General features: G+C 68.5%; 19 protein-coding genes. 13 read left to right on the forward strand and 6 right to left on the reverse strand.

Annotation, left to right across the window (positions count from 1 at the left end; all coding sequences use genetic code 11):
* Positions 1 to 32: 32 nt before the first annotated feature.
* The 6 genes from ACOYR3_RS07040 (at position 33) to ACOYR3_RS07065 (ending at position 12,499) form a co-directional block, all read left to right on the forward strand.
* Positions 33 to 3,347, forward strand: a complete 3,315-nt coding sequence (locus ACOYR3_RS07040; protein ID WP_422845749.1) for an EAL domain-containing protein — start codon at positions 33 to 35, stop codon at positions 3,345 to 3,347.
* Positions 3,344 to 5,860 (forward strand): putative bifunctional diguanylate cyclase/phosphodiesterase, encoded by a 2,517-nt coding sequence (locus ACOYR3_RS07045; protein ID WP_422845750.1) that lies wholly within the window; start codon positions 3,344 to 3,346, stop codon positions 5,858 to 5,860. The genes ACOYR3_RS07040 and ACOYR3_RS07045 overlap by 4 nt, the downstream gene beginning before the upstream one ends.
* A gap of 188 nt (positions 5,861 to 6,048) precedes the next feature.
* The gene (locus ACOYR3_RS07050; RefSeq protein WP_422845751.1) at positions 6,049 to 7,263 is read left to right on the forward strand and encodes an FAD-dependent monooxygenase; all 1,215 of its coding nucleotides are present in this window, start codon (positions 6,049 to 6,051) and stop codon (positions 7,261 to 7,263) included.
* A gap of 324 nt (positions 7,264 to 7,587) precedes the next feature.
* On the forward strand, positions 7,588 to 9,510 hold the full coding sequence (locus ACOYR3_RS07055; RefSeq protein WP_422845752.1) for a PrkA family serine protein kinase: 1,923 nt from the start codon (positions 7,588 to 7,590) through the stop codon (positions 9,508 to 9,510).
* Positions 9,511 to 9,563: 53 nt separating this feature from the next.
* Positions 9,564 to 10,832, forward strand: a complete 1,269-nt coding sequence (locus ACOYR3_RS07060; protein ID WP_422845753.1) for a YeaH/YhbH family protein — start codon at positions 9,564 to 9,566, stop codon at positions 10,830 to 10,832.
* On the forward strand, positions 10,829 to 12,499 hold the full coding sequence (locus ACOYR3_RS07065) for a SpoVR family protein (RefSeq protein ID WP_422845754.1): 1,671 nt from the start codon (positions 10,829 to 10,831) through the stop codon (positions 12,497 to 12,499). Before ACOYR3_RS07060 ends, ACOYR3_RS07065 begins: the two co-directional genes overlap by 4 nt.
* Positions 12,500 to 12,646: 147 nt before the next feature.
* On the opposite strand, the gene ACOYR3_RS07070 is transcribed toward ACOYR3_RS07065, so the two are convergent.
* Positions 12,647 to 13,849 carry an MFS transporter gene (locus ACOYR3_RS07070; protein ID WP_422846539.1) on the reverse strand — a complete coding sequence of 401 codons (1,203 nt, stop codon included), beginning with the start codon at positions 13,847 to 13,849 and terminating at the stop codon, positions 12,647 to 12,649.
* A 634-nt stretch (positions 13,850 to 14,483) separates the two neighbouring features.
* Here ACOYR3_RS07070 and ACOYR3_RS07075 point away from each other — a divergent pair.
* The gene (locus tag ACOYR3_RS07075) at positions 14,484 to 14,858 is read left to right on the forward strand and encodes a hypothetical protein (RefSeq protein WP_422845755.1); all 375 of its coding nucleotides are present in this window, start codon (positions 14,484 to 14,486) and stop codon (positions 14,856 to 14,858) included.
* 109 nt (positions 14,859 to 14,967) lie between these two features.
* On the opposite strand, the gene kynA is transcribed toward ACOYR3_RS07075, so the two are convergent.
* The 5 genes from kynA to ACOYR3_RS07100 all read right to left on the reverse strand — a co-directional run bounded on the left by kynA (position 14,968) and on the right by ACOYR3_RS07100 (position 20,253).
* Positions 14,968 to 15,855 carry a tryptophan 2,3-dioxygenase gene (gene kynA / locus ACOYR3_RS07080; RefSeq protein WP_422845756.1) on the reverse strand — a complete coding sequence of 296 codons (888 nt, stop codon included), beginning with the start codon at positions 15,853 to 15,855 and terminating at the stop codon, positions 14,968 to 14,970.
* A gap of 122 nt (positions 15,856 to 15,977) precedes the next feature.
* A complete protein-coding gene (kynU, locus tag ACOYR3_RS07085; protein ID WP_422845757.1) occupies positions 15,978 to 17,288 on the reverse strand; it encodes a kynureninase in 1,311 nt (436 codons plus the stop codon).
* Between the two features lie 80 nt (positions 17,289 to 17,368).
* Entirely contained in the window at positions 17,369 to 18,022 is a 654-nt protein-coding gene (gene kynB, locus ACOYR3_RS07090) for an arylformamidase (protein ID WP_422845758.1), read from the reverse strand.
* Positions 18,023 to 18,157: 135 nt separating this feature from the next.
* Positions 18,158 to 19,600, reverse strand: coding sequence for a sensor histidine kinase (locus ACOYR3_RS07095; protein WP_422845759.1), 1,443 nt, complete (start codon positions 19,598 to 19,600; stop codon positions 18,158 to 18,160).
* Positions 19,597 to 20,253, reverse strand: coding sequence for a response regulator (locus ACOYR3_RS07100; RefSeq protein ID WP_422845760.1), 657 nt, complete (start codon positions 20,251 to 20,253; stop codon positions 19,597 to 19,599). The genes ACOYR3_RS07095 and ACOYR3_RS07100 overlap by 4 nt, the downstream gene beginning before the upstream one ends.
* A 168-nt stretch (positions 20,254 to 20,421) precedes the next feature.
* On the opposite strand from ACOYR3_RS07100, the gene ACOYR3_RS07105 reads away from it, so the two are divergent.
* From ACOYR3_RS07105 to ACOYR3_RS07130, 6 genes are all read left to right on the forward strand, one after another.
* Positions 20,422 to 21,321, forward strand: coding sequence for an NAD(P)-dependent oxidoreductase (locus tag ACOYR3_RS07105; RefSeq protein WP_422846540.1), 900 nt, complete (start codon positions 20,422 to 20,424; stop codon positions 21,319 to 21,321).
* Positions 21,322 to 21,419: 98 nt separating this feature from the next.
* On the forward strand, positions 21,420 to 22,775 hold the full coding sequence (locus ACOYR3_RS07110; RefSeq protein WP_422845761.1) for a dienelactone hydrolase family protein: 1,356 nt from the start codon (positions 21,420 to 21,422) through the stop codon (positions 22,773 to 22,775).
* Between the two features lie 54 nt (positions 22,776 to 22,829).
* Complete coding sequence (locus ACOYR3_RS07115) at positions 22,830 to 23,057, forward strand: hypothetical protein (RefSeq protein WP_422845762.1); 228 nt, start codon at positions 22,830 to 22,832, stop codon at positions 23,055 to 23,057.
* Entirely contained in the window at positions 23,042 to 23,215 is a 174-nt protein-coding gene (locus ACOYR3_RS07120) for a hypothetical protein (RefSeq protein WP_422845763.1), read from the forward strand. Before ACOYR3_RS07115 ends, ACOYR3_RS07120 begins: the two co-directional genes overlap by 16 nt.
* Before the next feature lie 190 nt (positions 23,216 to 23,405).
* Positions 23,406 to 25,340, forward strand: a complete 1,935-nt coding sequence (locus ACOYR3_RS07125) for a S9 family peptidase (protein ID WP_422845764.1) — start codon at positions 23,406 to 23,408, stop codon at positions 25,338 to 25,340.
* The gene (locus tag ACOYR3_RS07130) at positions 25,340 to 25,738 is read left to right on the forward strand and encodes a hypothetical protein (protein ID WP_422845765.1); all 399 of its coding nucleotides are present in this window, start codon (positions 25,340 to 25,342) and stop codon (positions 25,736 to 25,738) included. The genes ACOYR3_RS07125 and ACOYR3_RS07130 overlap by 1 nt, the downstream gene beginning before the upstream one ends.
* Positions 25,739 to 25,837 lie beyond the last annotated feature (99 nt).

A 25,837-nucleotide genomic window follows, 5' to 3' on the forward strand; every position in this document is an offset into this window, starting at 1 on the left:
CCCGCGCCTGTCTGCTGCCGCCCGCTAGTCCCATGCCCCGCCCTCCCGCCACCGCCCCCGTCGTGCGCATGCCCCTGTTGGCAGATGCGCCGGCCTTCACCGTCGTGCTGGTGGTGGCGGCCCTGGCGCTGGTGGTGGGGCCGCTGGCCCAGATGCTGGGCGACGGCGGGGTGGGGCAGCACGGCCTGGAGCCTTTCATGGAACTGGTGGCGGTGCTGCTGGGGCTGCTGGTGGTCTCTGTCTCCCTGCACACCCTGCAGCCCGCCGAGCAGGCACCGGCCAACGTGCTGGTGGTGGGCTTTGGCATCGCGGCCGTGTGCAACTTCCTGCACGGCACCCTCGCGCATTCCACGCCGGTGCACGAGCCGCTGGGCACGGCCCACATTTCCCTGTGGTTCAGCAGCTGGGCCCGGGTGGCCGAGGTGGCGACGCTGGGGTTCACCGCCCTGCGATGGGTGCTGCCGGGCCCGCCCAAGGTCTGGCTGGCGGTGTCCGGCGGCACGTCCGCGCTGCTGGTGGCCGCAGCCCTGGGGCCGCTGCCAGGGGCCTGGGCCCAGGCGGCCGGCGGTTCCCTGCGCCAGGTCCTGGCCTGGACCCTGGTGGCCGCGCTGGGCGCCGTGGCCGTGGTGCTGCTGCGCCGGCCGGACCGGCGCGAGCGGGTGTTTGCATGGTCCGCCGTGGCGTTCCTGGGCGGGGAACTGTGCGTGGCGTTGCTGGGCGGCAGCTCGCCCTGGGGCGGCAGCGTCGCCCACGGCCTGCGGGTGGTGGCGTACGCGCTGCTGTACCAGGCCGTTTTCAATGCAGGGATCCGGCGGCCGTTTGCCGTCGTGCAGGAGGCCGAGAAGCGCCTGCGCGAGAGCGAAGGCCGGCTGTCGCTGCTGGGGCGCAACCTTCCCCACAGCGTGCTGTACCAGGTGGTCCGGGAGCTCGACGGGAAGACGCGATTCGTGCACATCGGCGAATCGGTGGAGCGCCTGCACGGGGTGTCTGCGCAGGAGGTGCTGCGCGATCCTGCGGTGCTGTTTCGCCAGGTGGTGGCGGACGACCGGGAGGCCCTCAAGGCGGCGGCCGAGGCATCGTTTACGGCCATGGAAAGCATGGAGACCTTGTTTCGCGTGCGCCGCCCGGACGGCCAGCTGCGCTGGATGCACCTGAGCGCATCCCCGCGCCGGCTCGAGGACGGGCGGGTGATGTGGGATGGCGTGCACACGGACATCACCGCACACCACCAGGCGGAGGAAGCCGTGCATGCCCACCAGGCGCTGCTGGCCAACCTGCTGCGCCAGGTGCCCGGCGGCGTCGCCCGCCTGGACAGCGACCTGCGCGTGCTCTACGTCAACGAGCAGCAGGCGCGCTGGCTCCACCGCACGCCGGACGAGCTGCAGGGCCGGCTGCTGCAGGAGGTGCTGCCGCCCGACGCGTTTGCGCGCATGCAGCCGCACTTCGCCAGGGCGTTTGCCGGCGAGACGGCGGTGTTTGAAAACCGTGTCGACGGCCCGGACGGCCCGCAGTGCCGCCACACCACCATTGCCCCGGAGAGCCGCACGGAGCAGGGCGTGCCCGCCGTGGTGCTGTTTGCCTACGACCTCACCAACCTCAAGCGCATCGAGGAAGAGCTGGCCCACCAGAAGGCCCACCTGGCGCGCGTGGTGAACGCCATGCCCGACATGGTGTTCCTCAAGGACGCGCAAGGCGTGTACCTGTCGGTCAACCCCGTGTTCGAGCGGTTTGCCGGCCGGCCCGAGCGCGAGATCGTGGGCCGGGACGACTTCGACCTGGTGGCGCCCGAGCAGGCCGAACGCTTTCGCAAGTACGACCAGCGCGCCATGCAGGCCTGGCAGCCGCTGGTGTACGAAGAGACGCTCACCTTTGTCGAGGATGGCTATCAGGGCCAGTTCGAGACCATCAAGACCCCCATCCGCGACCTGCACGGCCGCGTGACCGGCGTGCTGGGCGTGTGCCGCGACATCACCGACCGCAAGCGGGCCGAGCAGGAGATCGAACGCCTGGCGTTCTACGACGCGCTCACTGGGCTGCCCAACCGCCGGCTGCTGCTGGACCGGCTGCAGCGCTCCCTGGCCACCTGCCAGCGCAGCAAGAACCTCGGGGCGCTGCTCTTCATCGACCTGGACAACTTCAAGGACCTCAACGACACCCTGGGCCACGACATGGGCGACCAGCTCCTGGCCCAGGTCGCCGCCCGCCTGGTGGGCAGCGTGCGCGAAGCCGACACCGTCGCGCGCTTTGGCGGCGACGAATTCGTCGTCATGCTCGAAGCCCTGGCCCCCCAGCTGCCCGAAGCCGCCAGCCAGGCCGAAACCGTCGCAGAAAAACTCCTGGCCAGCCTCAACCAGCCCTTCGAGCTCGACGGAGCACAGCACTACAGCACCCCCAGCATCGGCATCACCCTCTTTGGCGACGAACGCCTCACCGTGGACGAACTCTTGAAGCGCGCAGACCTGGCCATGTACCAGGCCAAGGCCGCAGGGCGCAACACCCAGCGCTTCTTCGACCCCGACATGCAGGCCGCCGTCAACGCCCGCTCCAACCTCGAAGCCGACCTGCGCCAGGGCCTGGCCCGTGGCGAACTCCTCGTGCACTACCAGCCCGTCGTCGACCACCACGCCCGCCTCCTGGGCGCAGAAGCCCTCGTGCGCTGGCGCCACCCCCAGCGCGGCATGATCAGCCCCGCCGACTTCATCCCCCTGGCCGAACAGACCGGCCTCATCCTCCCCTTGGGCCAATACGTCCTGCAAACCGCCTGCCGGCAACTGCAGCGCTGGAGCCAGCACCCCAGCACCGCCCACCTGTCCCTCTCCGTCAACGTCAGCGCCCGGCAATTCCGGCAAAGCGGCTTCGTCGCCCAAGTGCTGCAGACCCTGCGGGAGCAGCAGGCCGAACCCGGCAAACTCAAGCTCGAACTCACCGAAAGCCTGCTGCTGGGCGACATCGAAGACACCATCGCGCGCATGGAACAGCTCAAGAGCGAAGGCGTGGGCTTTGCGCTGGACGACTTTGGCACCGGCTACTCCTCGCTGTCGTACCTCAAGCGGCTGCCGCTGGACCAGGTCAAGATCGACCAGAGCTTCGTGCGGGACGTGCTGACAGATCCCAACGACGCGGCGATCGTGCGCACCATCCTGGCGCTGGCCAAGAGCCTGGACCTGGAGGTGGTGGCCGAGGGGGTGGAGACCACGGGGCAGCTGAGTTTTTTGCGGCTGCACGGCTGCGAGGGGTTCCAGGGGTATCTGTTTGGCCGGCCCGGGCCGATCGAGGCCTTCGCTTTCGAACACGACCTGTCGCCCCCGGGCCGTGCCCCGGCCTTGGCAGGAGGCGAGGCGCCATGAGCACCGCCGCCGTGTTGTGGGTGGACAGCGATACCCAGCATGCGGGCGCCGCCCGCCATTGGATGGCGCAGCGGCACCCCGGCTGGCGGGTGGTGCACAGCCCCACGTCCGAAGCCGCCGCGGCGCCGCTCGCGTCCCAGCCCTGGCAGGCCGTGGTGCTGTGCCTGCGGCCCGGTGCGCTGGCGCTGCCCAGCATGCTGGAGCTGTGCGCGGGATGCCCCGTGCTGCTGTGCCTGGAGCCCGCCCAGGAAGCCCTGGCCGCGCGCGCATTTCGCTACGGCCTGGGCGACTACGTGCTGCGTGCGGCGGATGGCGTGTCGCACCTGGGGGAGCTGCTGCACCGGCTGGAGGCGCTGATGGGCCGCCTGCCCGCCACCGCGGGCGCCGCGGGGGGCATGGTCGATGCGCGGATCTGGCACGAGGCGCTGCACCTGTTCCAGGAGCAGCGCTCGGCCCTGCAGGCCACGCTGGCCAGCATGAGCCAGGGGATTTTCAAGACCGGGCCGGACGGCCGCGTCACCGTGTACAACCCGCGGGTGCTGGAGCTGCTGGACCTGCCCGAGTCGCTGATGGCCACGCGGCCCACGCTGGCCGAACTTACGCGCTTCCAGGCGGAGCGGGGAGACTTTGGCGAGGGCTACCGCCTGGTGGATGCGCGCGGGCACGACTACGTGGCCGGCGGCGCCCACGACCCGGCGCCGCCCGTGTACTGGCGCACCACGCCGAAGGGCCACACGTTTGAAGTACGCACCACCATGCTGCCCGAGGGCGGGCTGGTGCGCACCTTCACCGATGTCACCGACTACGTGCGCGTGGAGGACGAGCTGCGCGAGAGCGAGGCGCGGTTCCGGTCGCTCTCCGACCTGTCGTCCGACTGGTACTGGGAGCACGACGCCGATGGGCGGTTCATGCAGCTGGCCGGCGATCTGAGCGTCAACGGCATCCCGCTGTCGAACGTGATGGGCCGCACCCGCTGGGAGATCGGCGCGATGAACATGACCGAGGCCGACTGGGCGGCCCACCGTGCCGTGCTGCAAGCGCGCCAGCCGTTCCGCGACCTGGAGCTGCAGCGCCAGCGGCCCGATGGCAGCATGCACTGGATCTCGGTGAGCGGCGTGCCCGTGATCACCGCAGACGGGACCTTGCGCGGCTACCGCGGGGTCGGCCGGGACATCACCGAGCGCAAGCAGGCGGAGAGCCAGATCGAGCGCCTGGCGTTCTACGATGCCCTCACCGGACTGCCCAACCGCCGCCTGCTGGTGGACCGCCTGCAGCACGCCATGGCGGCTGCGGCGCGCTCGGGGGCCCAGGGCGCCCTGCTGTTCATCGACCTGGACAACTTCAAGGACCTGAACGACACCCTGGGCCACGACACCGGCGACAAGCTGCTGGTGCAGGCAGCCCAGCGCCTGAAGGGCTGCGTGCGCGAGAGCGACACGGTGGCCCGTTTCGGCGGCGACGAGTTCGTCGTGCTGGTGGAGGGCCTGAGCGGCGAAGAGGCGCAGGCCAGTGCCGAGGCGGCGCTGGTGGCCAGCCACATCGCCACCATGCTGGGCAAACCCTATGCCCTGGGCGATGCCAGCCACCACAGCACGCCCAGCATCGGCATCGCGCTCTTTGGCCAGCAGCTGTGCAGCGTGGACGAACTGCTCAAGCACGCCGATCTGGCCATGTACCAGGCCAAGGCGGCGGGCCGCAACACCCAGCGCTTCTTCGACCCCGACATGCAGGCCGCCGTGAGCGCACGCTCCGCCCTGGAGGCCGATCTGCGCCGCGGGCTGCAGGAGCAGGAGCTGGCCCTGTACTACCAGCCCGTGGTGGACGGCAAGGGCCGCCTGCTCGGCGCCGAAGCGCTGGTGCGCTGGATGCACCCGCGCCGCGGCATGGTGTCGCCCGCGGAATTCATCCCGCTGGCCGAGCAGACGGGGCTGATCCTGCCGCTGGGCCAGTGGGTGCTGGAGGCCGCCTGCCGGCAACTGGTGGCCTGGTCGCGCAGCGCGCTCACGCGGCAGTTCTTCCTGTCGGTGAACGTGAGCGTGCGGCAGTTCCGCCAGCCGGACTTCGTGGAGCAGGTGCTGGGCACCCTGCACGCCAGCGGGGCCAACCCCGAACGGCTGAAGCTGGAGCTGACAGAAAGCCTGCTGCTGGCCGATGTGGAGGATGTGATCTCGCGCATGGAGCACCTGGGGCGCTACGGCGTGGGCTTCTCGCTGGACGACTTCGGCACGGGCTACTCGTCGCTGAGCTACCTCAAGCGCCTGCCGCTGCACCAGCTCAAGATCGACCAGAGCTTTGTGCGCGACCTGCAGACCGACCCCAACGACGCGGCCATCGTGCGCACCATCCTGGCCCTGGCCGACAGCCTGGACCTGGCCGTGGTGGCCGAAGGCGTGGAGACCACGGGCCAGCTCGACTTCCTGCAGCGGCACGGGTGCCAGGCGTTCCAGGGCTACCTGTTCGGGCGCCCCATGCCGGCCGAGGTGCTGGAGCGGGCGCTGCGCCCGGCGCTGTAATTGCCGCACTTGCTGCGCCATGGCAAAAAGCCCGGCACCCGGGCGCTGCACAATGGGCGCATGACGCTTTCCTGCTGCCGCTGCTTGCCTGACCCTCCCCCGTGCGTGCTGCCCCGATCGCCCTGGCGGCCTGGGGCTGCGGTGCGCAGCCAGCCCGCCCGTGCGCTGCGCGCTGCAGGGGGACGGCGATGAAGAAGCAGGTGCTGATTGCGGGCGGCGGCATTGGCGGCCTGGCGGCCGCATTGGGCGCGTCGCGGGCGGGGTGGGACGTGCGCCTGTACGAACGTGCCGCGGTCATCAGCGAAGTGGGCGCGGGCGTGCAGATCGGGCCGAACGTGGTGCGCCGGCTGCAGGCCTGGGGGCTGCAGCAGGCTTTGCAGGCCGTGGCGGCATTTCCCGGCCGGCTGCAGGTGCGCAACGCGGTCAGCGGCCGCGAGCTGGGCGTGCTTCCGCTGGGTTCCGCGGCGGTCGAGCGCTACGGCGCGGCCTACGCCACCATCCACCGCGCAGACCTGCAAGGGCTGCTGCTGCAAGCCGTGCGTGAGGGCACGGAGACTCAGTTGCACCTGGACCACACCCTGGAAGAATTTTCCGAAGGCGAGGGTGTCGTCACGGTGCGCACCAGCCGGGGCAAAGCGGTGGAGGGCGACGCGTTGATCGGTGCCGATGGGCTGTGGAGCCGCACGCGCGCCCAGCTGCTGGGCGCGGTGCCCCCGCGCGTCTCGGGCCACCTGGCCTACCGCGCCATGGTGCCGCAGGCCACGCTGCCCCAGGCCCTGCGCACCACCCAGGTCACCGCCTGGCTGGGTCCGCGCCTGCACGCGGTGCAATACCCGGTGCGGCGGGGCGAGCTGCAGAACCTGGTGGTCATCGTGCAGGGCCCGGCACCGCAGGACCTGCAGAACTGGGACCACAGCGCGAATGCCGCCGACCTGGAGGGGGCGCTGCAGGGCACCTGTGCGGCGCTGCAGGACATCGTGCGCGCCGTGAACCCCGCGGCCGGCGGGCCGGGCTGGCGGCTGTGGCCGCTGTGCGACCGTCCACCGGTGCGCAGCGCCGACGAAATGGCGCAGGGGCTGGTGGCCTTGCTGGGCGATGCGGCCCACCCCATGCGCCCCTACCTTGCGCAGGGCGCGGGCATGGCCATCGAGGATGCCGCCGAGCTGCAGCGGGCGCTGTCCATGCACGACCTGGAAGTCCCGCTGCGCCTGCGCCGCTATGCCCTCAACCGCTGGCAGCGCAATGCCCGTGTGCAGGCGCGCTCCATCCGCAATGGGCGCATCTTCCATGCCACCGGCCCCGTGCGGTGGGGCCGCGACGCGTCGCTGCGGCTGCTGGGGGAGCGGCTGCTGGACGTGCCGTGGCTGTACCGGGGCGACGGGGCGGCGGCCAGCGCGTTGTAGCAGCGCTGCCGCTGCAACGTCTGTCTTCGCCGCCGCACTTTTCACTGGCTGCGCGGCCCACCCGCTGCCGGCGGTGGGTGGCACGCGCGTGTGCAGTGCAGCATCGCGGCGTGGCGGCCGGGGATTCCGTGCGTTTGAACTTGTGCAGTGTGCCACGCTCTACCTGCTTGTGTGCAATGCGCTGAAATGGCCTCTGCAGCGCCCGCGATTTGGGCTGTTCAACCCGGGTCCGTGGTGCTACAAAAGCTGAACCGGTAGCGATTCCGAATGCAACGCCACGGCCCGTCCCAGGCACGCCCGGGCGGGTCGTTACAGGAGGTTGGTATGGATGCCATCAGCAACTTCGCTGCGCGCTACGCCCGCAGCCGCGAAGAGGAAATGTCGATCGACGAGTACCTCGCCGAGTGCAAGCGCGATCCCATGGCCTACGCCACGGCCGCCCAGCGCATGCTGGCCGCCATTGGCGAGCCCGAGGTGGTGGACACGCGCAACGACCCGCGCCTGTCGCGCATCTTTGCCAACAAGGTCATCAAGCGCTACCCGGCCTTCGCCGAGTTCTACGGCATGGAGGACTCCATCGAGCAGGTGGTGAGCTTCTTCCGCCACGCCGCGCAGGGGCTGGAGGAGCGCAAGCAGATCCTCTACCTGCTCGGCCCCGTGGGCGGCGGCAAGAGCTCCATTGCAGAGCGGCTCAAGTACCTGATGCAGAAGGTGCCGTTCTATGCGCTCAAGGGCTCGCCGGTGAACGAGTCGCCGCTGGGCCTGTTCGACGCCATCGAGGACGGCCCGGTGCTGGAGGAGCAGTTCGGCATTCCGCGCCGCTACCTGCAGCGCGTGCTCTCGCCCTGGGCCGTGAAGCGCCTGGACGAGTTTGGCGGCGACATCCGGCAGTTCCGGGTGGTCAAGCGCTATCCCAGCGTGCTCAAGCAGGTCGGCATTGCCAAGACCGAGCCGGGCGACGAGAACAACCAGGACATCTCCAGCCTGGTGGGCAAGGTGGACATCCGCAAGCTCGAAAGCTTTGCGCAGGACGACACCGATGCCTACAGCTACAGCGGCGGCCTGTGCCTGGCCAACCAGGGGCTGCTGGAATTCGTGGAGATGTTCAAGGCGCCCATCAAGGTGCTGCACCCGCTGCTCACGGCCACGCAGGAGGGCAACTACAAGGGCACCGAAGGCTTCGGCGCGATTCCGTTCGACGGCGTGGTGCTGGCCCACAGCAACGAGAGCGAGTGGAAGGCGTTTCGCAACAACAAGAACAACGAGGCGTTCCTGGACCGCATCTACATCGTCAAGGTGCCGTACTGCCTGCGCGTGAGCGAGGAAACCCGCATCTACGAGAAGCTGATCCGCGAATCGTCCCTGGGCGCGGCCAAGTGCGCGCCCGGCACGCTCACGATGATGGCCCAGTTCTCGGTGCTCACGCGCCTGAAGGAGCCCGAGAACTCCAGCATCTTCAGCAAGATGCAGGTGTACGACGGCGAGAGCCTGAAGGACACCGACCCGCGCGCCAAGAGCTACCAGGAGTACCGCGACTACGCGGGCGTGGACGAGGGCATGACGGGTATCTCCACGCGCTTTGCGTTCAAGATCCTCTCGAAGGTGTTCAACTTCGACAGCGCCGAGGTGGCCGCCAACCCGGTGCACCTGATGTACGTGCTGGAGCAGCAGATCGAGCGCGAGCAGTTCCCCGCCGAGCTGGAGACCAAGTACACCAGCTTCATCAAGGAATACCTGTCGCCGCGCTACGCCGAGTTCATCGGCAAAGAGATCCAGACCGCCTACCTGGAGAGCTACAGCGAGTACGGCCAGAACATCTTCGACCGCTACGTGACGTATGCGGACTACTGGATCCAGGACAACGAGTACCGCGACACCGACACCGGCGAGGTGTTCGACCGCAGCGCGCTCAACGCCGAGCTGGAGAAGATCGAGAAGCCCGCGGGCATTGCCAACCCCAAGGACTTCCGCAACGAGATCGTCAACTTCGTGCTGCGGGCGCGCGCCAACAACGGCGGCAAGAACCCGAGCTGGACGAGCTACGAAAAGCTGCGCCTGGTGATCGAGAAAAAGATGTTCTCCAACACCGAGGAGCTGCTGCCGGTGATCAGCTTCAACGCCAAGGCCAGCGCCGAGGAGGCGCGCAAGCACGAGGACTTCGTCACTCGCATGGTGGACAAGGGCTACACGCCCAAGCAGGTTCGGCTGCTTTCCGAGTGGTACCTGCGCGTTCGCAAGAGCAGCTGAACAACGCCGCAGGCGCTGCGCACGTCGGCGCCTGGGGCAGGGGGAACCAGGAGATGGCATTGCAGATCATCGACCGCCGGCTCGCAGGCAAGAACAAATCGGTGGGCAACCGCGAGCGTTTTGTTCGGCGCTACAAGGAGCAGATCGCGGACGCGGTGCGCCGTGCGGTCTCGCAGCGCGACATCCGCAACATCGAGCAGGCCGAGAACATCACCATTCCCAAGAAGGACATCAGCGAGCCTTCGTTCCACCACGGTCAGGGCGGCGTCCGCGACACGGTGCACCCGGGCAACACGGACCATGTGCGCGGCGACCGCATCCAGCGGCCCCAGGGCGGGGCGGCGGGGCGCGGCTCGCAGGCCAGCGACAGCGGCGAGGGGGAGGACGACTTCACCTTCACGCTGGCCAAGGAAGAGTTCATGCAGATCTTCTTTGAGGACCTGGCGTTGCCGCACCTGCTGCGCACTCACATCGGCGAGAACCCGCAGTGGAAGTCGCGCCGTGCCGGCTACAGCCAGGACGGCACGCCCAACAACCTGGCCGTGGTGCGCACCATGCGCGGCGCGCTGGGCCGGCGCATCGCGCTGGGCAAGGCGCCGTTCCATGAACTGCAGGCACTGCAGGCGCAGCTGGATGCGCTGCTGGCGCAGGACGACGGCACCAGCGAGGTGATCGCGGAGCTGCAGCGGCGCATCGCCCGGTTGCGCGAGCGCCTGGGCCGTATCCCGTTCCTCGACCCCATCGATCTGCGTTTTCGCGCACGCACCGCCGTGCCGGTGCCCAGCAGCCAGGCGGTGATGTTCTGCGTGATGGACGTCTCGGGCTCCATGGACGAGGCGCGCAAGGACCTGGCCAAGCGCTTTTTCATCCTGCTGTACCTGTTCCTCACCCGGCATTACGAGACCATCGACATCGTGTTCATCCGCCACCACACGCAGGCGGCCGAGGTGAGCGAGGAGCAGTTCTTCCACTCCACCGAAAGCGGAGGCACGGTGGTCAGCAGCGCGCTGGTGCTGCTGGACCAGGTCATCCGCGCGCGCTACCCCGTGGCCGACTGGAACATCTATGTCGCCCAGGCCAGCGACGGTGACAACTTCTCCAACGACAGCGGCAACTGCCGCAACCTGCTGGTGGACAAGATCCTGCCGCTGGTGCGCCACTTTGCCTATGTGCAGGTGGCCGAGGAGGAGCAGAACCTGTGGCAGGAGTACAGCCAGCTGCTGCCGCTGCATCCGCACTTTGCGATGCGCAAGGTGGCGCAGCCCAGCGACATCTACCCCGTCTTCCGAGAATTGTTCAAGAAGGAAGGGGTGCCGGCATGACCGATTCCATGGCCCACAACATGGCGCACGACACGGCACACGATATGGTCCGTTACCCCGTGCTGGAGCGCCGCGTCCGCGACAACCCGTGGACTGCCGCCGCCGTAGGCGAGCGCCGCCACCGCACCGTGCCCGTGCAGCCGCTGCCGGCCGGGCAGCGGCCCGACGCGCCATTGCCCGACCCCAGCGACTGGACCTTCGAGCTGATCGAGCGCTACCACGCCGCCATTGCCGCCACGGCCGAGCGCTTTGGCCTGGACACCTACCCCAACCAGCTGGAGATCATCACCGCCGAGCAGATGATGGACGCCTACGCCAGCGTGGGCATGCCGGTGAACTACCGGCACTGGAGCTACGGCAAGGAGTTTCTGGCCACCGAGCGGCGCTACCGGCGCGGGCACATGGGGCTGGCGTATGAGATCGTCATCAACGCCAACCCGTGCATCAGCTACCTGATGGAGGAGAACACCACGGCCATGCAGGCGCTGGTGATCGCCCACGCCGCCTACGGGCACAACAGCTTCTTCAAGGGCAACTACCTGTTCCGCATGTGGACGGACGCCTCCAGCATCATTGACTACCTGGTGTATGCCAAGGACTACATCGCCCAGTGCGAGGAGCGCCACGGCCTGGCCGAGGTGGAAAAGCTGCTCGACTCCTGCCACGCGCTGGCCAGCTTTGGCGTGGACCGCTACCGCCGCCCCGCCAGGAAAAGCCTGGCCCGCGAGCGCCTGGAGCGCGCGCAGCGCGAGGCCTACGCGCAGCAGCAGGTGAACGAGCTGTGGCGCACGCTGCCCACCCGCCCGGGCAAGGAAGACGCGGCACAGGAGCTGGAGCGCTTTCCGAAGGAGCCGCAGGAAAACATCCTGTACTTCATCGAGAAGAACGCGCCCTTGCTGGAGCCGTGGCAGCGCGAGGTGGTGCGCATCGTGCGCAAGATCGCCCAGTATTTCTACCCCCAGCGCCAGACGCAGGTGATGAACGAAGGCTGGGCCACCTTCTGGCACTACACGCTGCTCAACACCCTGTACGACGACGGCTACCTGAGCGATGGCGCCATGATCGAATGGCTGGGCTCCCACACCAACGTCATCTACCAGCCGCCTGCGGGGCACCGGGCCTACAGCGGCATCAACCCCTATGCGCTGGGCTTTGCCATGTACCGCGACATCCAGCGCATCTGCCAGAACCCCACGGCGGAAGACCGGCGCTGGTTCCCGGAGATTGCGGGCGCCCCCTGGCTGCCCACCCTGGACCACGCCATGCGCAACTTCAAGGACGAGAGCTTCGTCGGCCAGTACCTGAGTCCGCAGCTCATGCGCGACATGCGCCTGTTCGCCATCCACGACGACGTGGCCCGGCCGGACCTGCAAGTCAGCGCCATCCACGACGAAGACGGCTACCGCAGCCTGCGCCAGACCCTGTCGCAACAGTACGACCTGGGCACGCGCGAGCCCAACATCCAGGTGTGGAACGTGAACCTGCGCGGCGACCGCAGCCTGACCCTGCGCCACACCCAGTACCAGGGCCGCCCGCTGGCCGAGGACACGCTGGAAGTGCTCAGGCACGTGGCACGCCTGTGGGGCTTTGGCGTGCAGATCGAGACGGTGGACGCCAACGGCAACCACCCCGTGCTGCTGCACCAGGTGCCTGCTGCGGCGTGGTGACGCGTCGTCCATGATGGCATTAAATTTGCTATTTATTTGATAGCTGCTTGCGCTTGATGGATAAGCTCTGGTGAGCTTTTTGACTAAATTTCCAGGGTCACGCGGCGGTGCAGGCTACTGCCGCTGCGGCGGTAGCTGGTAGCTGGCTCACCTCGCCGAAGGCGGCGCTGGCAGCAGCCGGAAGGCCAGGGCCCCCACGGCCAGCATGCCGGCAATGGTGAGCATCACCGTGGCGTAGGGGTCGAAGCCGCTTGCCGCCGCCAGCGACGCGGCCAGGCCGGTGGCCCACTGCATCAGCGCCACGCCCAGGAACAGCGCCATGGTGAAGACCGCCATGGCGCGCCCGGTCATTGCGGCGGGGTAGGCCGAGCGCACATCGGCGTACTGCAGCACCATGTAGCCCGACAGCAGCCCCACGCCCACCGATCCGGCCACGTCCAGCCACTCGGCACGCAGCACGCCGATGGCCGTGAACAGCCCCGCCAGCAGCAGCGTGAAGCCGAACAGCCAGCGCCGGCGCCGCGCAGGCCCCGGGTCGATGCGGCCAAAGTACGCCGGCGTGAACAGCGACAGCAGCGACGCAAGCATGGCCACGTTGCCGCTGGCCACCAGCGAGTACCCGTGCCGTTCGATCAGCAGCGGGCCCAGCCACAGCCCGCGCAGCGTGAGAAACGAGGCATAGGTCATCAGCGCCAGCAGCAGGATGCCGGCCGTGTGGGGCAGCAGAAACAGCGCCCCGAAGCCGCGCACCGCTGTGGCAACGGATTCGGGGGGCGGTGCCCCCGCGCCGGGCGCGGTGGGCGCGGTGGCCGCCGCAGGCTCGCGCACCGCCCAGAAGATCAGCAGCCAGGCCAGCGCGCCCAGCCCCGCCAGCACGCCGAACGCCGCGCGCCAGGACGTTTGCTGCACCAGCCAGGCCAGCGGCGTTCCGGTGAACAGCATGCCCAGCCCGCCCACCCCCAGGGCGATGCCCGAGACCACGGCAAAGCGGCTGGCCGGGAAGTGGCGCGCAATGAACACCGTGCACACCAGGAACGCGGGCGCGCAGCCCACGCCAATCAGCACCTGGCCCAGCAGCACCCCGCCATACCCCGGCGCCAGCGCCGAGAGCAGCGCGCCGGCCGTGGCCAGCGGAAACACGGCCAGCACCGTGCGCCGCACCCCGTACAGGTCGATGCCCACGCCCATGAACAGCTGCATGGCGCCGAACGCAAAGGCAAACGCGCCGGCGAACACGCCCAGCGCCTGGGCCGACAGCGCGAACTCGGCCTGCAGGCCGGTGGCGATGATGGCCGTGATGGTGCGAAACGCCTGGCTCAGCGCAAAGCCCGAGACCAGCGCCAGCAGCATGGCCCAGGCTGTGCGCTGCGGCAGGGGGGACGGAACGGTGGTGGACGGCGGCGCGGGCACGGGCGACTCCTGAAAAGGCCTGCGGCGGGTGCCGGGCGGACGGGCAAGGGTAACCGCCGCCGCACGCCACGGCTGTCGCCGGCGGGCGGAACCGGGGCGCATGCGCGGCCGCCCCGCGCGAGTGCACCGGCGGATGGGTGGGGACTCAGGGTATGTCCTGATCTGCACGCCCACGGTGCCGCATGGGGTGCAGTGGGCGGCCGTGCAGGCCCTTGTTGTGGGCTTTGTTGTGCGCAATCGCCGCCAGGCTTTTGGATTCCATCTGTCCACGAGTGCAATAACGCGCCCGGCCGGGGCCAGGGGCCCGTCATCACCCTGCCACCGGAGGGCGGCAGGATCTAGAGAGAGCTCTCAACGTGGGGATCACCCCAATCGACGCAGCGGGGGCCCTGGGGCACCCTGACGGACAGGGCCTTGCCAGCCGCTGCGACCGGTGTTCCACAGGATGGCAAGGTTTGTGCTTTGAGCCTTGGCGGCCGCAGCCCCTGTTCCAGGGTGGTGCCCCGGGGCGGCGAGGGTTGTGATTGCTAGGCAATTGGATGGGCCGCCACGCGGCAGCCCTCAGGAGTGACGGATGAAGACGACATTTGGGCTGGTTTCCGGTGCGGTGGCAACGACGCTGTGGTTGACGGGCTGTGCCAGCCAGCCGCCTGTAATGCAATCCTTTGCCGAGCCGGCCGACCGCGCGAGCGTGCAGTTTGCGTGCGGCAATGGCGAAAAGGTGGAGATGCAGTTCTATCCGGACCAGGGCCTGGGCGTGCTGCGCCGCCGCGGCTGGACGGTGGACCTGCCCAAGCGCGCCGTGGACACCGGGTATTCCTACAGCAACGGCCCGACCACCGTGGTGGGCAAGGGCAACGAACTCACGATCCAGATCGGCCACCTGGCACCGATCTGGTGCCGCAGCAGCAGCCCCATGATGGTGGCGGGCGCGGTGCCCCTGCAGTAACCTGGCCCTGCCATCGCCGGCCCGGGCGGCCCCGCATCCTCCGGGGTGGCGGTTGCCCTGCGGGCCGTGCGCGGCCCCTCCAGGGGTGCCGGGACACGGCCCGGGCCTTTCACAGGTCCGTGCGCAGCCGCCAGATCTCCGGGAACAGCACCACGTCCAGCATCTTGCGCAGGTAGCTGACGCCGCCGGTGCCGCCCGTGCCGCGCTTGAAGCCGATCACGCGCTCCACCGTGGTCACGTGGCGGAAGCGCCAGAGCCGGAAGGCATCCTCCAGGTCGGTCAGCTCTTCGCCCAGCTGGTACAGGTCCCAGTGCTGCTCGGGGTTGCGGTACACCGTGAGCCAGGCCTGCTCCACCGCATCGCTTTCCGCATACGGCTGGGTCCAGTCGCGTTCCAGGTGCGACGCGGGCACGGGCAGGCCGCGCCGCGCCATCAGGCGCAAGGCCTCGTCGTAGAGCGACGGCGCTTCATACGCCGCCTGCACCTGGGCCAGCAGGTCCGCCCGGTGCTCGTGCGGGCGCAGCATGGCGCGGTTCTTGTTGCCCATCGAGAACTCGATGCAGCGGTACTGGTAGCTCTGGAAGCCGCTGGACTGCCCCAGGTACGGGCGCATGGCGCTGTACTCGGGCGGCGTCATGGTGGCCAGCACATCCCAGGCGTGCACCAGCTGCTCCATGATCTTGCTGACGCGCGCCAGCATCTTGAACGCGGGCGGCAGTTCGTCGCGTGCAATGTGGCCGATGGCCGCACGCAGCTCGTGCAGCATCAGCTTCATCCACAGTTCGCTGGTCTGGTGCTGCACGATGAACAGCATCTCGTCGTGCGCGGGCGACAGCGTCTTCTGCGCGGTGAGGATGGCGTCCAGCTGCAGGTAGTCGCCGTAGCTCATGCTCTTGCTGAAGTCGAGCTGGGCGCGCTCCTCGTGCACGATGGATTCGGGCAGGGCGCTGCCGGGGCCCTCGCTCGCGGGAGTGGGGGTTTGGGAAAAGGGGCACATGGTTGGTCTCCTGGATGCCTGGTCGATCCGCCAGGGCCGTTCGGGCTGAGCTTGTCGAAGCCTCGCGCCGCGCTTCGACAGGCTCAGCGTGAACGGATTTGTATTTGTTGATGCAGACGGGATCAGGTGACGGCGTGCGTCTGGTTGAACTCGGGCTTTTGCCACTCGCCGCTTTCCAGCACCTGCCGCAGGTGCTCGACGGCGTTCCACACATCTTCAAAGCCCAGGTACAGCGGTGTGAAGCCAAAGCGCAGGATGTCCTTGTGCGGCCCCTTGCCGCCGTCGCCCTTGCGGAAGTCGCCAATCACGCCGCGCGCGATCAGCGCCTGCACGATGGCGTAGGCGCCGCTGCCCTGGCCGTTCACGCCTGCGCCTTCGTCGCGCGTCAGGCACACCTGCGAGCCGCGCTGTGCATGCTCACGCGGCGTGGCCAGGCCCAGGCCGTGGCCTGCGCAGCGCTCTTCCACGAGCTGGATGAACAGGTCGGTGAGCGCCAGCGACTTGGCGCGCAACGCGGCCATGCCGCCCAGGCTTTGTGCGGCGGTGAACACATCCAGCCCGCATTGCAGGGCCGACAGGCTGATGATGGGCTGCGTGCCGCACAGGTAGCGCGTGATGCCGGGTGCGGGCTGGTAGTCGGGCGTGAAGGCAAAGGGAGCCGCGTGGCCCCACCAGCCTGACAGCGGTTGCCAGAAGCGGCTGGCATGGCGCGGGTGCACCCACACAAAGGCCGGAGCGCCTGGGCCGCCGTTGAGGTACTTGTAGCCGCAGCCAATCGAGAAGTCCGCGCCCGCGCCGTTCAAGTCGACCGGCACCGCGCCCGCGCTGTGCGCCAGGTCCCACACGCACAGAATGCCCTGGGCGTGCGCGGCGGCCGTGACGGCGGCCATGTCGTGCATGGCGCCGGTGCGGTAGTTCACGTGCGTGAGCATCAGCACGGCCACGTCGCTGGTCAGCGATGCGGCGATCTCTTCGGGCTCCACCAGCACCAGCTCCAGCCCGCGCTCCTTGCACAGGCCTTCGGCAATGTAGAGGTCGGTGGGGAAGTTGCTGCGCTCGCTCACGATGCGCTTGCGCCCGGGGCTGTCTTCGCGCGCAATGTTCAGCGCCGCGCACAGCACCTTGTAGAGGTTGATGGACGTGGTGTCGGTGCACACCACTTCATTCGGCCCTGCGCCGATCAGCGGGGCCAGCTGGTTGCCCAGGCGCTGGGGCAGGTCGAACCAGCTGGCGGTGTTCCAGGATTGGATGAGGTCCGTGGCCCATTCGCGGTTCACCACGTCGGCTACGCGCGCGGCGGCAGCCTTGGGCGCCACGCCCAGCGAATTGCCGTCCAGGTAGATCACGCCCGGCGGCAGGGCGAAGTGGTCGCGCAGGGTGCGCAGCGGGTCTTGGGCGTCGCGCGCCCGGCAGTCTTGCAAGGTGGTGGTCATGGTTTTTTTGCTTCTGTTTTGATAGCTGCTTGCGCTTGTCCAGCAAGCGCTAGAGGCCAAAAATGCTTGAAATCCAGGCACTACAGGGCGCGCAGCACGGCCCGCACGGGGGATGCATCGGCGGTGGTCAGCTTCAGCGGCAGGGCGATCAGTTCGTAGTCGCCCTCGGGCACGGCGTCGAGCACCAGGTTTTCCAGCACGCGCAAACCCCGGCGGCGGATGACCTGGTGGCTGGGCAGCGGCTTGCTGTCGGCCGGGTCGATGCTGGCGGTGTCGATGCCCACCAGCCGCACGCCCAGGTCGGCCAGGCGTTCGATGGTGCCCGGCGCGTAGGCGGCCAGCTGGGCGTCCCAGCGGTCCACGGGCATGCGTTCGTAAGTGCGCACCAGCACGCGCGGGGGCAGGGTGCTGTCCACGGCATGGGCGACGTGCTCCCAGGTGATGAGCGGCCCGCAGCGGATGGCGTGGATCACCCGGCAAGGGCCCAGGAAGGCGTCCAGCGGCACGTCGCCAATCGTTGCGCCGTGCTCGTCGTAATGCAGGGGCGCATCCGCGTGCGCGCCCACGTGGGGCGACAGCGTGATGGCGCTCACGTTCACCGGGCAGCCGGGGCCGATGGTGGCGCACCACTGCTGGCTGTAGGCCGTGTCGCCGGGAAACACCGGGCTGCCCGCATGCACGGGCGGCGAGATGTCCCAGAGCTGGCGGGCGGTGGGGGTGGAAAGCGTTGGCATGGGACAAAGTTTGCATGTCCCGAAAAAACCGTGGTGTCGGTTATTTCCAACAGGATCTAAAAAATAGTTGAGGCCTAAACGATGTTTGCTTTTGCCGCTGCGGAACCGGCCGGCCGTTAGCGGTTCACCAAGTTCTCAACCCCCGGGTGCGGACGGAATGTCCACAAAAAAATCCACGCCCCGGCCGCCCAGTCCGGGGCCGACGCGCACTTGCCCGCCCAGGCGCAGCACCGCCTGCCGCACGATGGCCAGGCCCAGTCCCGACCCGTTGGCCGCATGGCCGGCACCACGGTAAAACCGCTCGAACACGCGCGTGTGGTCGGCTGCGGGGATGCCAGGGCCGTCGTCCTGCACCGACAGGTGGAGCAGGGCGCCGTCGCGCCGCAGCGCCACCGCCACATTGCCGCCGGCCGGGGTGTAGCGCACCGCGTTGTCGATGAGGTTGTGGGCGATGGACTCGAGCGCGGGCAGGTCCAGCCGCGCGGGCAGGCTCTCCGGTGCGTCCAGCGACAACTCGATCTGCCGCGCCATTGCGTCGCCCGCAGCCTGTGCCAGCGCAGCACGCAGCCACTGGGCCACGTCCACCTCACGAGGGGCGGGGCGCTGCGCGTCATCCAGCGCAGCCAGGTCCAGCAGTTGCTGCGCCAGGTGCGAGGTGCGGGCAATGGCCTGCTCCAGGTGGGCCTGCGCCTGCATGCGCTCCTCTTCGACCTGCGAACGGGCCATCACATGGGCCTGGGCCGTGATGACGGCCAGCGGAGTGCGGATCTCGTGCGCCGCGTCCTGCACAAAGGCGCGCTCGCGTTCCACTTTCTGGCGCAGTTGGGCGAGCAGGTGGTCCAGCGACTGCTCCAGGGGCTTCAGTTCTCGGTGGCGGGCATTGAAGCCCACGGGTTGCAGGTCGTCCTTGCCCCGCTGCGCAATCAGGCGCGCCAGCTGCTGCAGCGGGCGCAGGCCGTTGCGCACGGAGAGCCACACCGGCAGCAGCACAAAGGGCGCGGCCAGCAACAGGTAGGGGAGCAATGCGCGGCCGTTGTACTGAAGGAAGTGGGAATCTGTGCGCTTGTTGTCGATGATGCGCAGGCTCCAGCGGGCGCTGCGCCCGGCGTAGATGCGATAGGGGCGGCCTTGCACCACCGCCTCGGAGACGGAAGAGCCGACATGCGCCGGCGCGGCCGGAAGCTCCAGCTCCTGCAAACCCGGGGGCATGTAAACCACTTCACCCGACACACTGTCGCGCAGCTCATGCATCGACGCCCCCGGCAGCAGGCCGATCTGGCGGCGGCGGACGTTGGTCCAGTGGTTGGTCGACGCCACGGCCGCGGCGGCCTGGGCCGGGTCGGAGATCGGGGTGAGCGACTCCAGCAGCGCGTCGCCGTACTTGAGCAATCCCGGGTCGTTGGTGATGACCTGCTTGTAGTTGATGAAGTTGTAGGCGAGCAGCACCGCCCACACCAGCACAAAGGCCGCGGCGACCGATGCCACGCTGCGGCGCACCAGCGTGGGCTCGGCCACGCGAGCCCACACGGACCGCATCAGTGCAGGGGAAGGCGCGGTGAATGCGGAGTTCTTCGTCATGGCTGCAGCAAATAGCCCACGCCCCGCACCGTGCGGATCAGCTCCGCCCCGATCTTGCGGCGCAGGTTGGACACATGCACCTCGATAGCTGCAAAGTCCACCGGTTCGCCCAGCGGGTCCAACCGCTGGGACAGCACGCTCTTGGACACCACTACCCCCGGCTCGCGCGCCAGCTCCAGCAGCAGCTGGAATTCGCGGGGCGACAAGTCCAGCGCCGCGCCGTCGCGCTGCGCTGCGTGGCGTCGGGGCTCGACCACGAGGTCGCCCAGCACCCACCGCTCGCTGGCTTGGCGCGCGCTGCGGCGCAGCACGGCGCGGATGCGCGACATCAGTTCGGCCGTGGCAAAGGGCTTGATCACAAAGTCATCCGCCCCGCCGTCCAGGCCCGCCAGCCGGTCTTCTACCGCCGAGCGGGCCGTGATCACGATGATGGGCACCTTCTCGCCCTGTGCCCGCCAGCGCGCCAGCAGGTCAAAACCGCAGCCGTCGGGCAGCGTCAGGTCCAGCAGCACGCAGTCGATGGTGGTGGCATCGACCGTGGCCGGGGCATCCACCGCGCGGCGCAGCCACTCGCTGGTCAGGCCCTCCACCTTCAGCGCGGACTGCAGCGCGCGGCCCAGGTCCAGGTCGTCTTCGATGAGCAGGATGTGCATGGAAGGATTGTCGCGGCCGGCGTCTTAAGCCATGCCAAATGCAGCGGGCGGGCGCTGAAGACCCCGCCGACGGGGCGGCGCCACTTTCGGTAGAGTGGGCGCAGCCCCAGCCCTCACCACTCCACCAGAGCGCTTCAGGCTGGTGCTGCACAGCAGTACAACCCCCCGCTGACAGAAAGAAAGGTGTCCCCTATGCAGATTGGCTTTATCGGACTGGGCGTCATGGGCCTTCCCATGGCACTGAACCTGGCGCGCGCCGGCACCCCGCTGTGGGTGTGGAACCGGTCGCCCGAGAAGTGCGAGGCTTTGCGCGCCGCTGGCGCACAGGTCGGCGCAACGCCCGCCGAGGTCTGCGCACAGGCGCAGATCGTCATCCTCATGCTGGCCAACGAACCGGCCATGGATGAAGCGCTGCAGCGCGGCACGCCGGCTTTTGCAGCGCAGGTGCGGGACCGCACCATCGTGCACATGGGCACCACCTCGCCGGAATATTCCAGGGCGCTGGAGCAGGACATCCTGGCCGCCGGCGGGCGCTATGTGGAGGCCCCTGTCTCGGGTTCGCGCAAGCCGGCCGAAGCCGGGCAGCTCGTGGGCATGCTGGCGGGCGACCCGGCCAGCGTGCAGGCGGTGCAGCCGCTGCTGGCGCCGGTGTGCCGCACCACCTTCGTGTGCGGCGCGGTGCCCTCGGCCCTGCTGATGAAGCTGTCGGTCAACCTGTTTCTCATCACCATGGTGACCGGCCTGTGCGAGGCCGCGCACTTTGCCGACCGCCATGGGCTGGACATGGAGCTGTTCCGGGCGGTGCTGGATGCAGGCCCCATGGCCAGCAGCGTCTCGCAGGTGAAGCTGGCCAAGCTGGTGTCACGCGACTTCGAGGTGCAGGCCGCCATCCACGACGTCCTCAAGAACAACCAGCTCGTGGCCCAGGCAGCACGCAGTGCGCAGCTGGCGTCGCCGCTGCTGGATGCGTGCCACGCGCTGTTCGCGCAAACCGCTGACATGGGCCTGGGGCAGGCCGACATGGTGGCCGTGGTGCGTGCGCTGGAGGCGCGCACCGAGGCGCTGTAGCGGGAGCACATCGCCCGCAGCACGCACGCAGCGACATGCATGCGCATCGCGGCTCGGTCCTTTGGCTTGCTTTAAGGAAGGGTTTGCACAATGGGGCCATGCTTCGAAAGAACCTGTTTTGCTTCGCCTTAGCGCTGGTGCTCCCATGGCTGTTGTGCAGTGCCGCCATTGCGCAGCAGTCCGAATCGCTGCCCGCTAGGGCGACCGCATGGCCCGGCTACATGTCCGACCAGATTTCTGGTCCTTCTGAAAGCCCCGTGGCGGCCGTCCTGCCGCCGGATGTGGCGGTAACGGCGCCCGCCGCCAGCGTGCCCCGGGACAAGGCCCGTTGGAGCGGCCTTTGGCGGGGATGGGCATGCATTGCGAGGGCCTGCGATGTCCGCATTGCCATCGAAAGCGTCACCGCCGAAGGTGCGACGCTCGTCTATGCCGCAGCCAGTGAGCAGCAGGCGCAGATAACGGACCGCTCGCAAGGACGCTTCATGGGCGACGAATTGCACGCGCGACTGCACACGGGGGCGCGGCTGGTGCTGCGCCTGCGCGAGGGCGGGGCCGAGATGGAGATGACGGTGTGGCGCCCCGAAAACCGACTTTTGGCCGCAGGCGTGCTGAGCACCCAGCTCTCGGCACCGCCCTACACCCGCGTGGTCGAGCGGCTGCCCACGCCGTGGGCCGATGCAGATGGGCACGCCCAAACGCTGGAGGCCGTGGTTTACCGCCCTATCAACGCAAGCGGTCCGCTGCCAACGATGGTCTTCAACCATGGCTCCACGGGCCGTGGGGATCGGCCCGAGTGGTTCACCCTCACCTGGACGAGCCCTGAGGTCGCTCAATACTTCACTGCCAAGGGCTGGCAAGTGGTGTTTCCGCAGCGCCGGGGACGGGGCAAGTCCGACGGCGTGTATGACGAAGGTTTTGGTGCCAACCGATCGAAGGGCTATTCCTGCCAATCCGAGCGCTCGCTGCCGGGGCTTGACCGCGCGCTGGCCGACTTGGACGCGGTCATGGTGCACTTGCAGCAGCGCCCTGACGTGGACCAGGCACGTCTGCTGATCGGCGGCGTATCGCGCGGCGGCATCTTGTCGGTGACGTACGCTGGCACCCGGCCCGGCATGTTTCTGGGTGTCGTCAACTTTGTAGGCGGCTGGATTGGCGAGGTGTGCAAGGACGCTGCATTGGTGAATCGCACGGCCTTTGTCCGAGGTGCCACCATGCCGCAGCCGACACTTTGGCTGTATGGAGAGCACGATTCTTACTACTCGCTCGACCACAGCCGCGCCAACTTCGAAGCTTTCCGCGCTGCAGGAGGGCGGGGTCGAATGGTGAGCTACCCAATGCCATCGGGCCAAGACGGCCACAGCCTTCACGTGTATCCATCACTCTGGCAGCCCGATGTGGAAAGGTACTTGGCGGAGATATCGCAAGACGCGGGCGCAGCGGCAGCGCGACCCTAGGCACCCGTTTCGTCGGCGCGAAGGCAAAGCACTGAAGAAGGGTAGGAGCAGCACATGATGACTGACCCCAGTTCGCTGATCGCTGCGCCACGGGTGGGCGATGTGGTCCTGCGTCCTTTTCTCGGCGCGGCTGATTTTTCTTCCATGGCAAGTGTGCCGAGCGCGAGCTTTGCAGCCGACGGTGTGCTGGCGCTGCGCACCGCCTCTCACGTCGTCGCGGGTATACCGAGTTCATCAGCGTGGGTCGTCCATGGCGCCGGCGGGGCTTGGCCCGCGCTTTGATTGCCTGCAGCCTGCGCCTGCTGGGGGATGCCGGGATGGATGAGTCGGCCCTGAAGGTGGATGGCGAGAACTTGAGTGGTGCCAACTGGGTGTATGCGGATTGCGGGTTTGAAGTGTTGAAGCGCGATACGGTGTACCCAAAGGTGTTGGCTTTGTGACGCGCTGTGTTGTGCCGGGCGGTATCGAGCGCTTCGCGTGCGAGGGGGGCTGCGGCTGCGATGGCCTTTGGCAGGCATTTAGGTTGGGCTTTGCACAATGCCGGTGTTCAGAACGCAACGTTCACAGAGGGATTACCAGATGGAAAAAACGTACTCGAGGCGGACTGCGCGTCCTTGGTGGAGCGCTCTGGTGCTAGTTGCACTGTTGGCCATGGCGGGCTGCGCCAGCGGCCCGACGCACCCTGCGCTGGCAGGGGCCCAGCTGCCCGAGCTGGTTCCGGTGCGGGACTTTGTGGCCAGCCGGCAGTCCACGGGCGGCTACCGCGTGTCGCCGGACGGAAAGCGCATCGCTTGGTTTGGCACCGATGGCGTGGTGCCTGCGATCTGGGTGCAGCCCATCGACGGCGGCGATGCCAAGGCGTTCCGGATCCGGGCGCGTGCCATCCGCTTCAGTGCCGACAGTCGCTGGCTCGGCATCGCCGCCGATCCCACGGGCGACGAGAACACCCGCATCTACGCCGGCGCGGTCGATGGCCCGGACACCGGGCTGCGCGAGCTGATGCCTGCGCCGCGCTCGGTGGCGCATTTTGCCGAGACGGTGGAGGGCGCGTCCGATTTCATCGTCACCTCCAACCAGCGCGACAAGAAGGTGTTCGACCTGTACCGCGTGAACCCGGCCGGGGGCACGCCGGTGCTGCTGGCCACCAACCCCGGCAACGTGAACTGGTGGGGCGTGGACACCGCAGGCCAACTGCGCGCGCGGGCGCAGATCCAGGGCGAGCAGGTGTTGCTGGAGCGGCCGGGGGACGAGCCGGGCCGCTGGGTGACGGTGGCAGAGCGCAGCCGGTGGGATACGTTGAACATCTTTGGCCTGCACGACGAGGGTCGCCGGGCCTGGGCGCTGTCCAACCGGGGGCGCGACAAGCTGGCGCTGGTGCGGCTGGACCTGACCACGGGGGGCGAGGAGGAGTGGTTTGCAACCCCCGATGTGGACCTGGACAGCGTGACGCTCAGCCGCAGCACGCGCCAGCCGCTGGTGGCCCACTACATGCCCGGCTACCCCGCGCGCAAGGTCTTCGATGCCGCACTGGACGCCCGCCTGTCGGCCCTGGCGGCGGACAAGCCCGCGGAAGTCATGGTCACCAGCCTGGACCGGGCGGACAAGGTGCTCACGGTGGCCGTGGCCACCGACCGGGGCACGCGCCACTACCTGCTGCGCGATGGGCAGGCGCCGCGCTTTCTGGGCGAAAACCGCCTGAGCCTGATTGCCAAGGACCTGGCACCCACCCAGCCCATCACCTACGCGGCGCGCGATGGTCTCACCATCCACGGCTACCTCACGCTGCCTGTGGGCGCAGCGCCACAGCGCCTGCCCACCGTGCTGCTGGTGCATGGCGGCCCCTGGGCACGCGACCGCTGGGGCGACGGCGCCACCAGCCGCGCCATGCAGCAGTTCCTGGCCAACCGCGGCTACGCGGTGCTGCAGGTCAACTACCGCGGCTCCAGCGGCTATGGCCGCAAGCATATGGAGATGGCCCGGGGCGAGTTCGCAGGCCGCATGCACGACGACCTGGTGGACGGCGTGCGCTGGGCTGTGGAGCAGGGCGTGGCCGACCCCGAGCGCGTGGCGATCTATGGCGCAAGCTATGGCGGGTATTCGGCGCTGGTGGGCGCCACCTTCACCCCCGAGGTGTTTGCCTGCGCCGTGGACGTGGTGGGCGTGACGGACATCGCGCGCCTGCTGGAGGCGGCCCCGCCGTACTGGGAGCTGGGCCTGCCCTGGTGGCACCGCTACGTGGGCAACCCGGCCGTGCCGGAGGACCGCGCACGCATGGACGCGAAGTCGCCCCTGTACCGGGCCGGGCACGCGCAAAAGCCCATCCTCATCATGCACGGCGTGAACGACCCGCGCGTGAAGCTGGAGCAGTCCGAATGGATGGTGGCGGCCCTGCGCAAGGCCAGCAAGGCAGTGGACTACGTGACCTTCACCGGCGACGGCCACGGCAACCAGAAGTGGACCAACAACCTCACCATGTACCGCAAGACCGAGGACTTCCTGGCCCAGTGCCTGGGCGGCCGCACCAGTGGCTTTGACTACTACCAGCTGGGTGCATGGGCGTTCTGATGCGTACGTCATCCGGCGACCGGGATCCGTCGGCCTTGCTCCTGGGGGCGGTGCTGGCGCTGGCGGGGCAGGGCTGCCACGCCCAGGCATCGCCGCCGCCACTGCCTGCGGCGTCGGCAGGCCGTGCATCTGACGCGCCCGTGGTCTACACGCGGGGCCGCCTGGTGTCTTTCCAGAAAGAGGCGGCGACCGGAAAGGCCTATGTGCGCCTCAAGCTGCTTCCCCGGTCCAAGATTCCGTTCACGGTCCAGACCTTCCGCGTGCTGGAGCCTGAGATGCTGCAGGGCATTGCGCCGGGTAGCTGGGTGCAGTTCACCGCACAGCACATCGCGGGGGAAAACACCCTCACGGGCATCCGCGTGACGGAAGCGTGCCGGCGGTTCGAGCCTTGCGATTGACGACAGGGCGCGCAAAGCGCCAGCGCTTGCGCTAGGTCAAGCCCCTGGAGGCGGGGTGGATGGTATGGTCGGGATGTTGATAGAATGAGAATCACTATT

The organism is Acidovorax sp. M2(2025), assembly GCF_049330835.1.
Lineage (GTDB): Bacteria > Pseudomonadota > Gammaproteobacteria > Burkholderiales > Burkholderiaceae_C > Acidovorax.

Excerpts from the sequence above, each read along its gene's own strand:
- ACOYR3_RS07115 (WP_422845762.1), top strand. The coding sequence starts at position 22,830 with ATGATGACTGACCCCAGTTCGCTGATCGCTGCGCCACGGGTGGGCGAT.
- ACOYR3_RS07050 (WP_422845751.1), top strand. The coding sequence starts at position 6,049 with ATGAAGAAGCAGGTGCTGATTGCGGGCGGCGGCATTGGCGGCCTGGCG.
- ACOYR3_RS07110 (WP_422845761.1), top strand. The coding sequence starts at position 21,420 with ATGCTTCGAAAGAACCTGTTTTGCTTCGCCTTAGCGCTGGTGCTCCCA.
- kynA (WP_422845756.1), bottom strand. The coding sequence starts at position 15,855 with ATGTGCCCCTTTTCCCAAACCCCCACTCCCGCGAGCGAGGGCCCCGGC.
- ACOYR3_RS07045 (WP_422845750.1), top strand. The coding sequence starts at position 3,344 with ATGAGCACCGCCGCCGTGTTGTGGGTGGACAGCGATACCCAGCATGCG.
- ACOYR3_RS07060 (WP_422845753.1), top strand. The coding sequence starts at position 9,564 with ATGGCATTGCAGATCATCGACCGCCGGCTCGCAGGCAAGAACAAATCG.
- ACOYR3_RS07070 (WP_422846539.1), bottom strand. The coding sequence starts at position 13,849 with ATGCTGCTGGCGCTGGTCTCGGGCTTTGCGCTGAGCCAGGCGTTTCGC.
- ACOYR3_RS07130 (WP_422845765.1), top strand. The coding sequence starts at position 25,340 with ATGCGTACGTCATCCGGCGACCGGGATCCGTCGGCCTTGCTCCTGGGG.
- ACOYR3_RS07065 (WP_422845754.1), top strand. The coding sequence starts at position 10,829 with ATGACCGATTCCATGGCCCACAACATGGCGCACGACACGGCACACGAT.
- kynU (WP_422845757.1), bottom strand. The coding sequence starts at position 17,288 with ATGACCACCACCTTGCAAGACTGCCGGGCGCGCGACGCCCAAGACCCG.
- ACOYR3_RS07040 (WP_422845749.1), top strand. The coding sequence starts at position 33 with ATGCCCCGCCCTCCCGCCACCGCCCCCGTCGTGCGCATGCCCCTGTTG.
- ACOYR3_RS07095 (WP_422845759.1), bottom strand. The coding sequence starts at position 19,600 with ATGACGAAGAACTCCGCATTCACCGCGCCTTCCCCTGCACTGATGCGG.
- ACOYR3_RS07100 (WP_422845760.1), bottom strand. The coding sequence starts at position 20,253 with ATGCACATCCTGCTCATCGAAGACGACCTGGACCTGGGCCGCGCGCTG.
- kynB (WP_422845758.1), bottom strand. The coding sequence starts at position 18,022 with ATGCCAACGCTTTCCACCCCCACCGCCCGCCAGCTCTGGGACATCTCG.
- ACOYR3_RS07055 (WP_422845752.1), top strand. The coding sequence starts at position 7,588 with ATGGATGCCATCAGCAACTTCGCTGCGCGCTACGCCCGCAGCCGCGAA.
- ACOYR3_RS07075 (WP_422845755.1), top strand. The coding sequence starts at position 14,484 with ATGAAGACGACATTTGGGCTGGTTTCCGGTGCGGTGGCAACGACGCTG.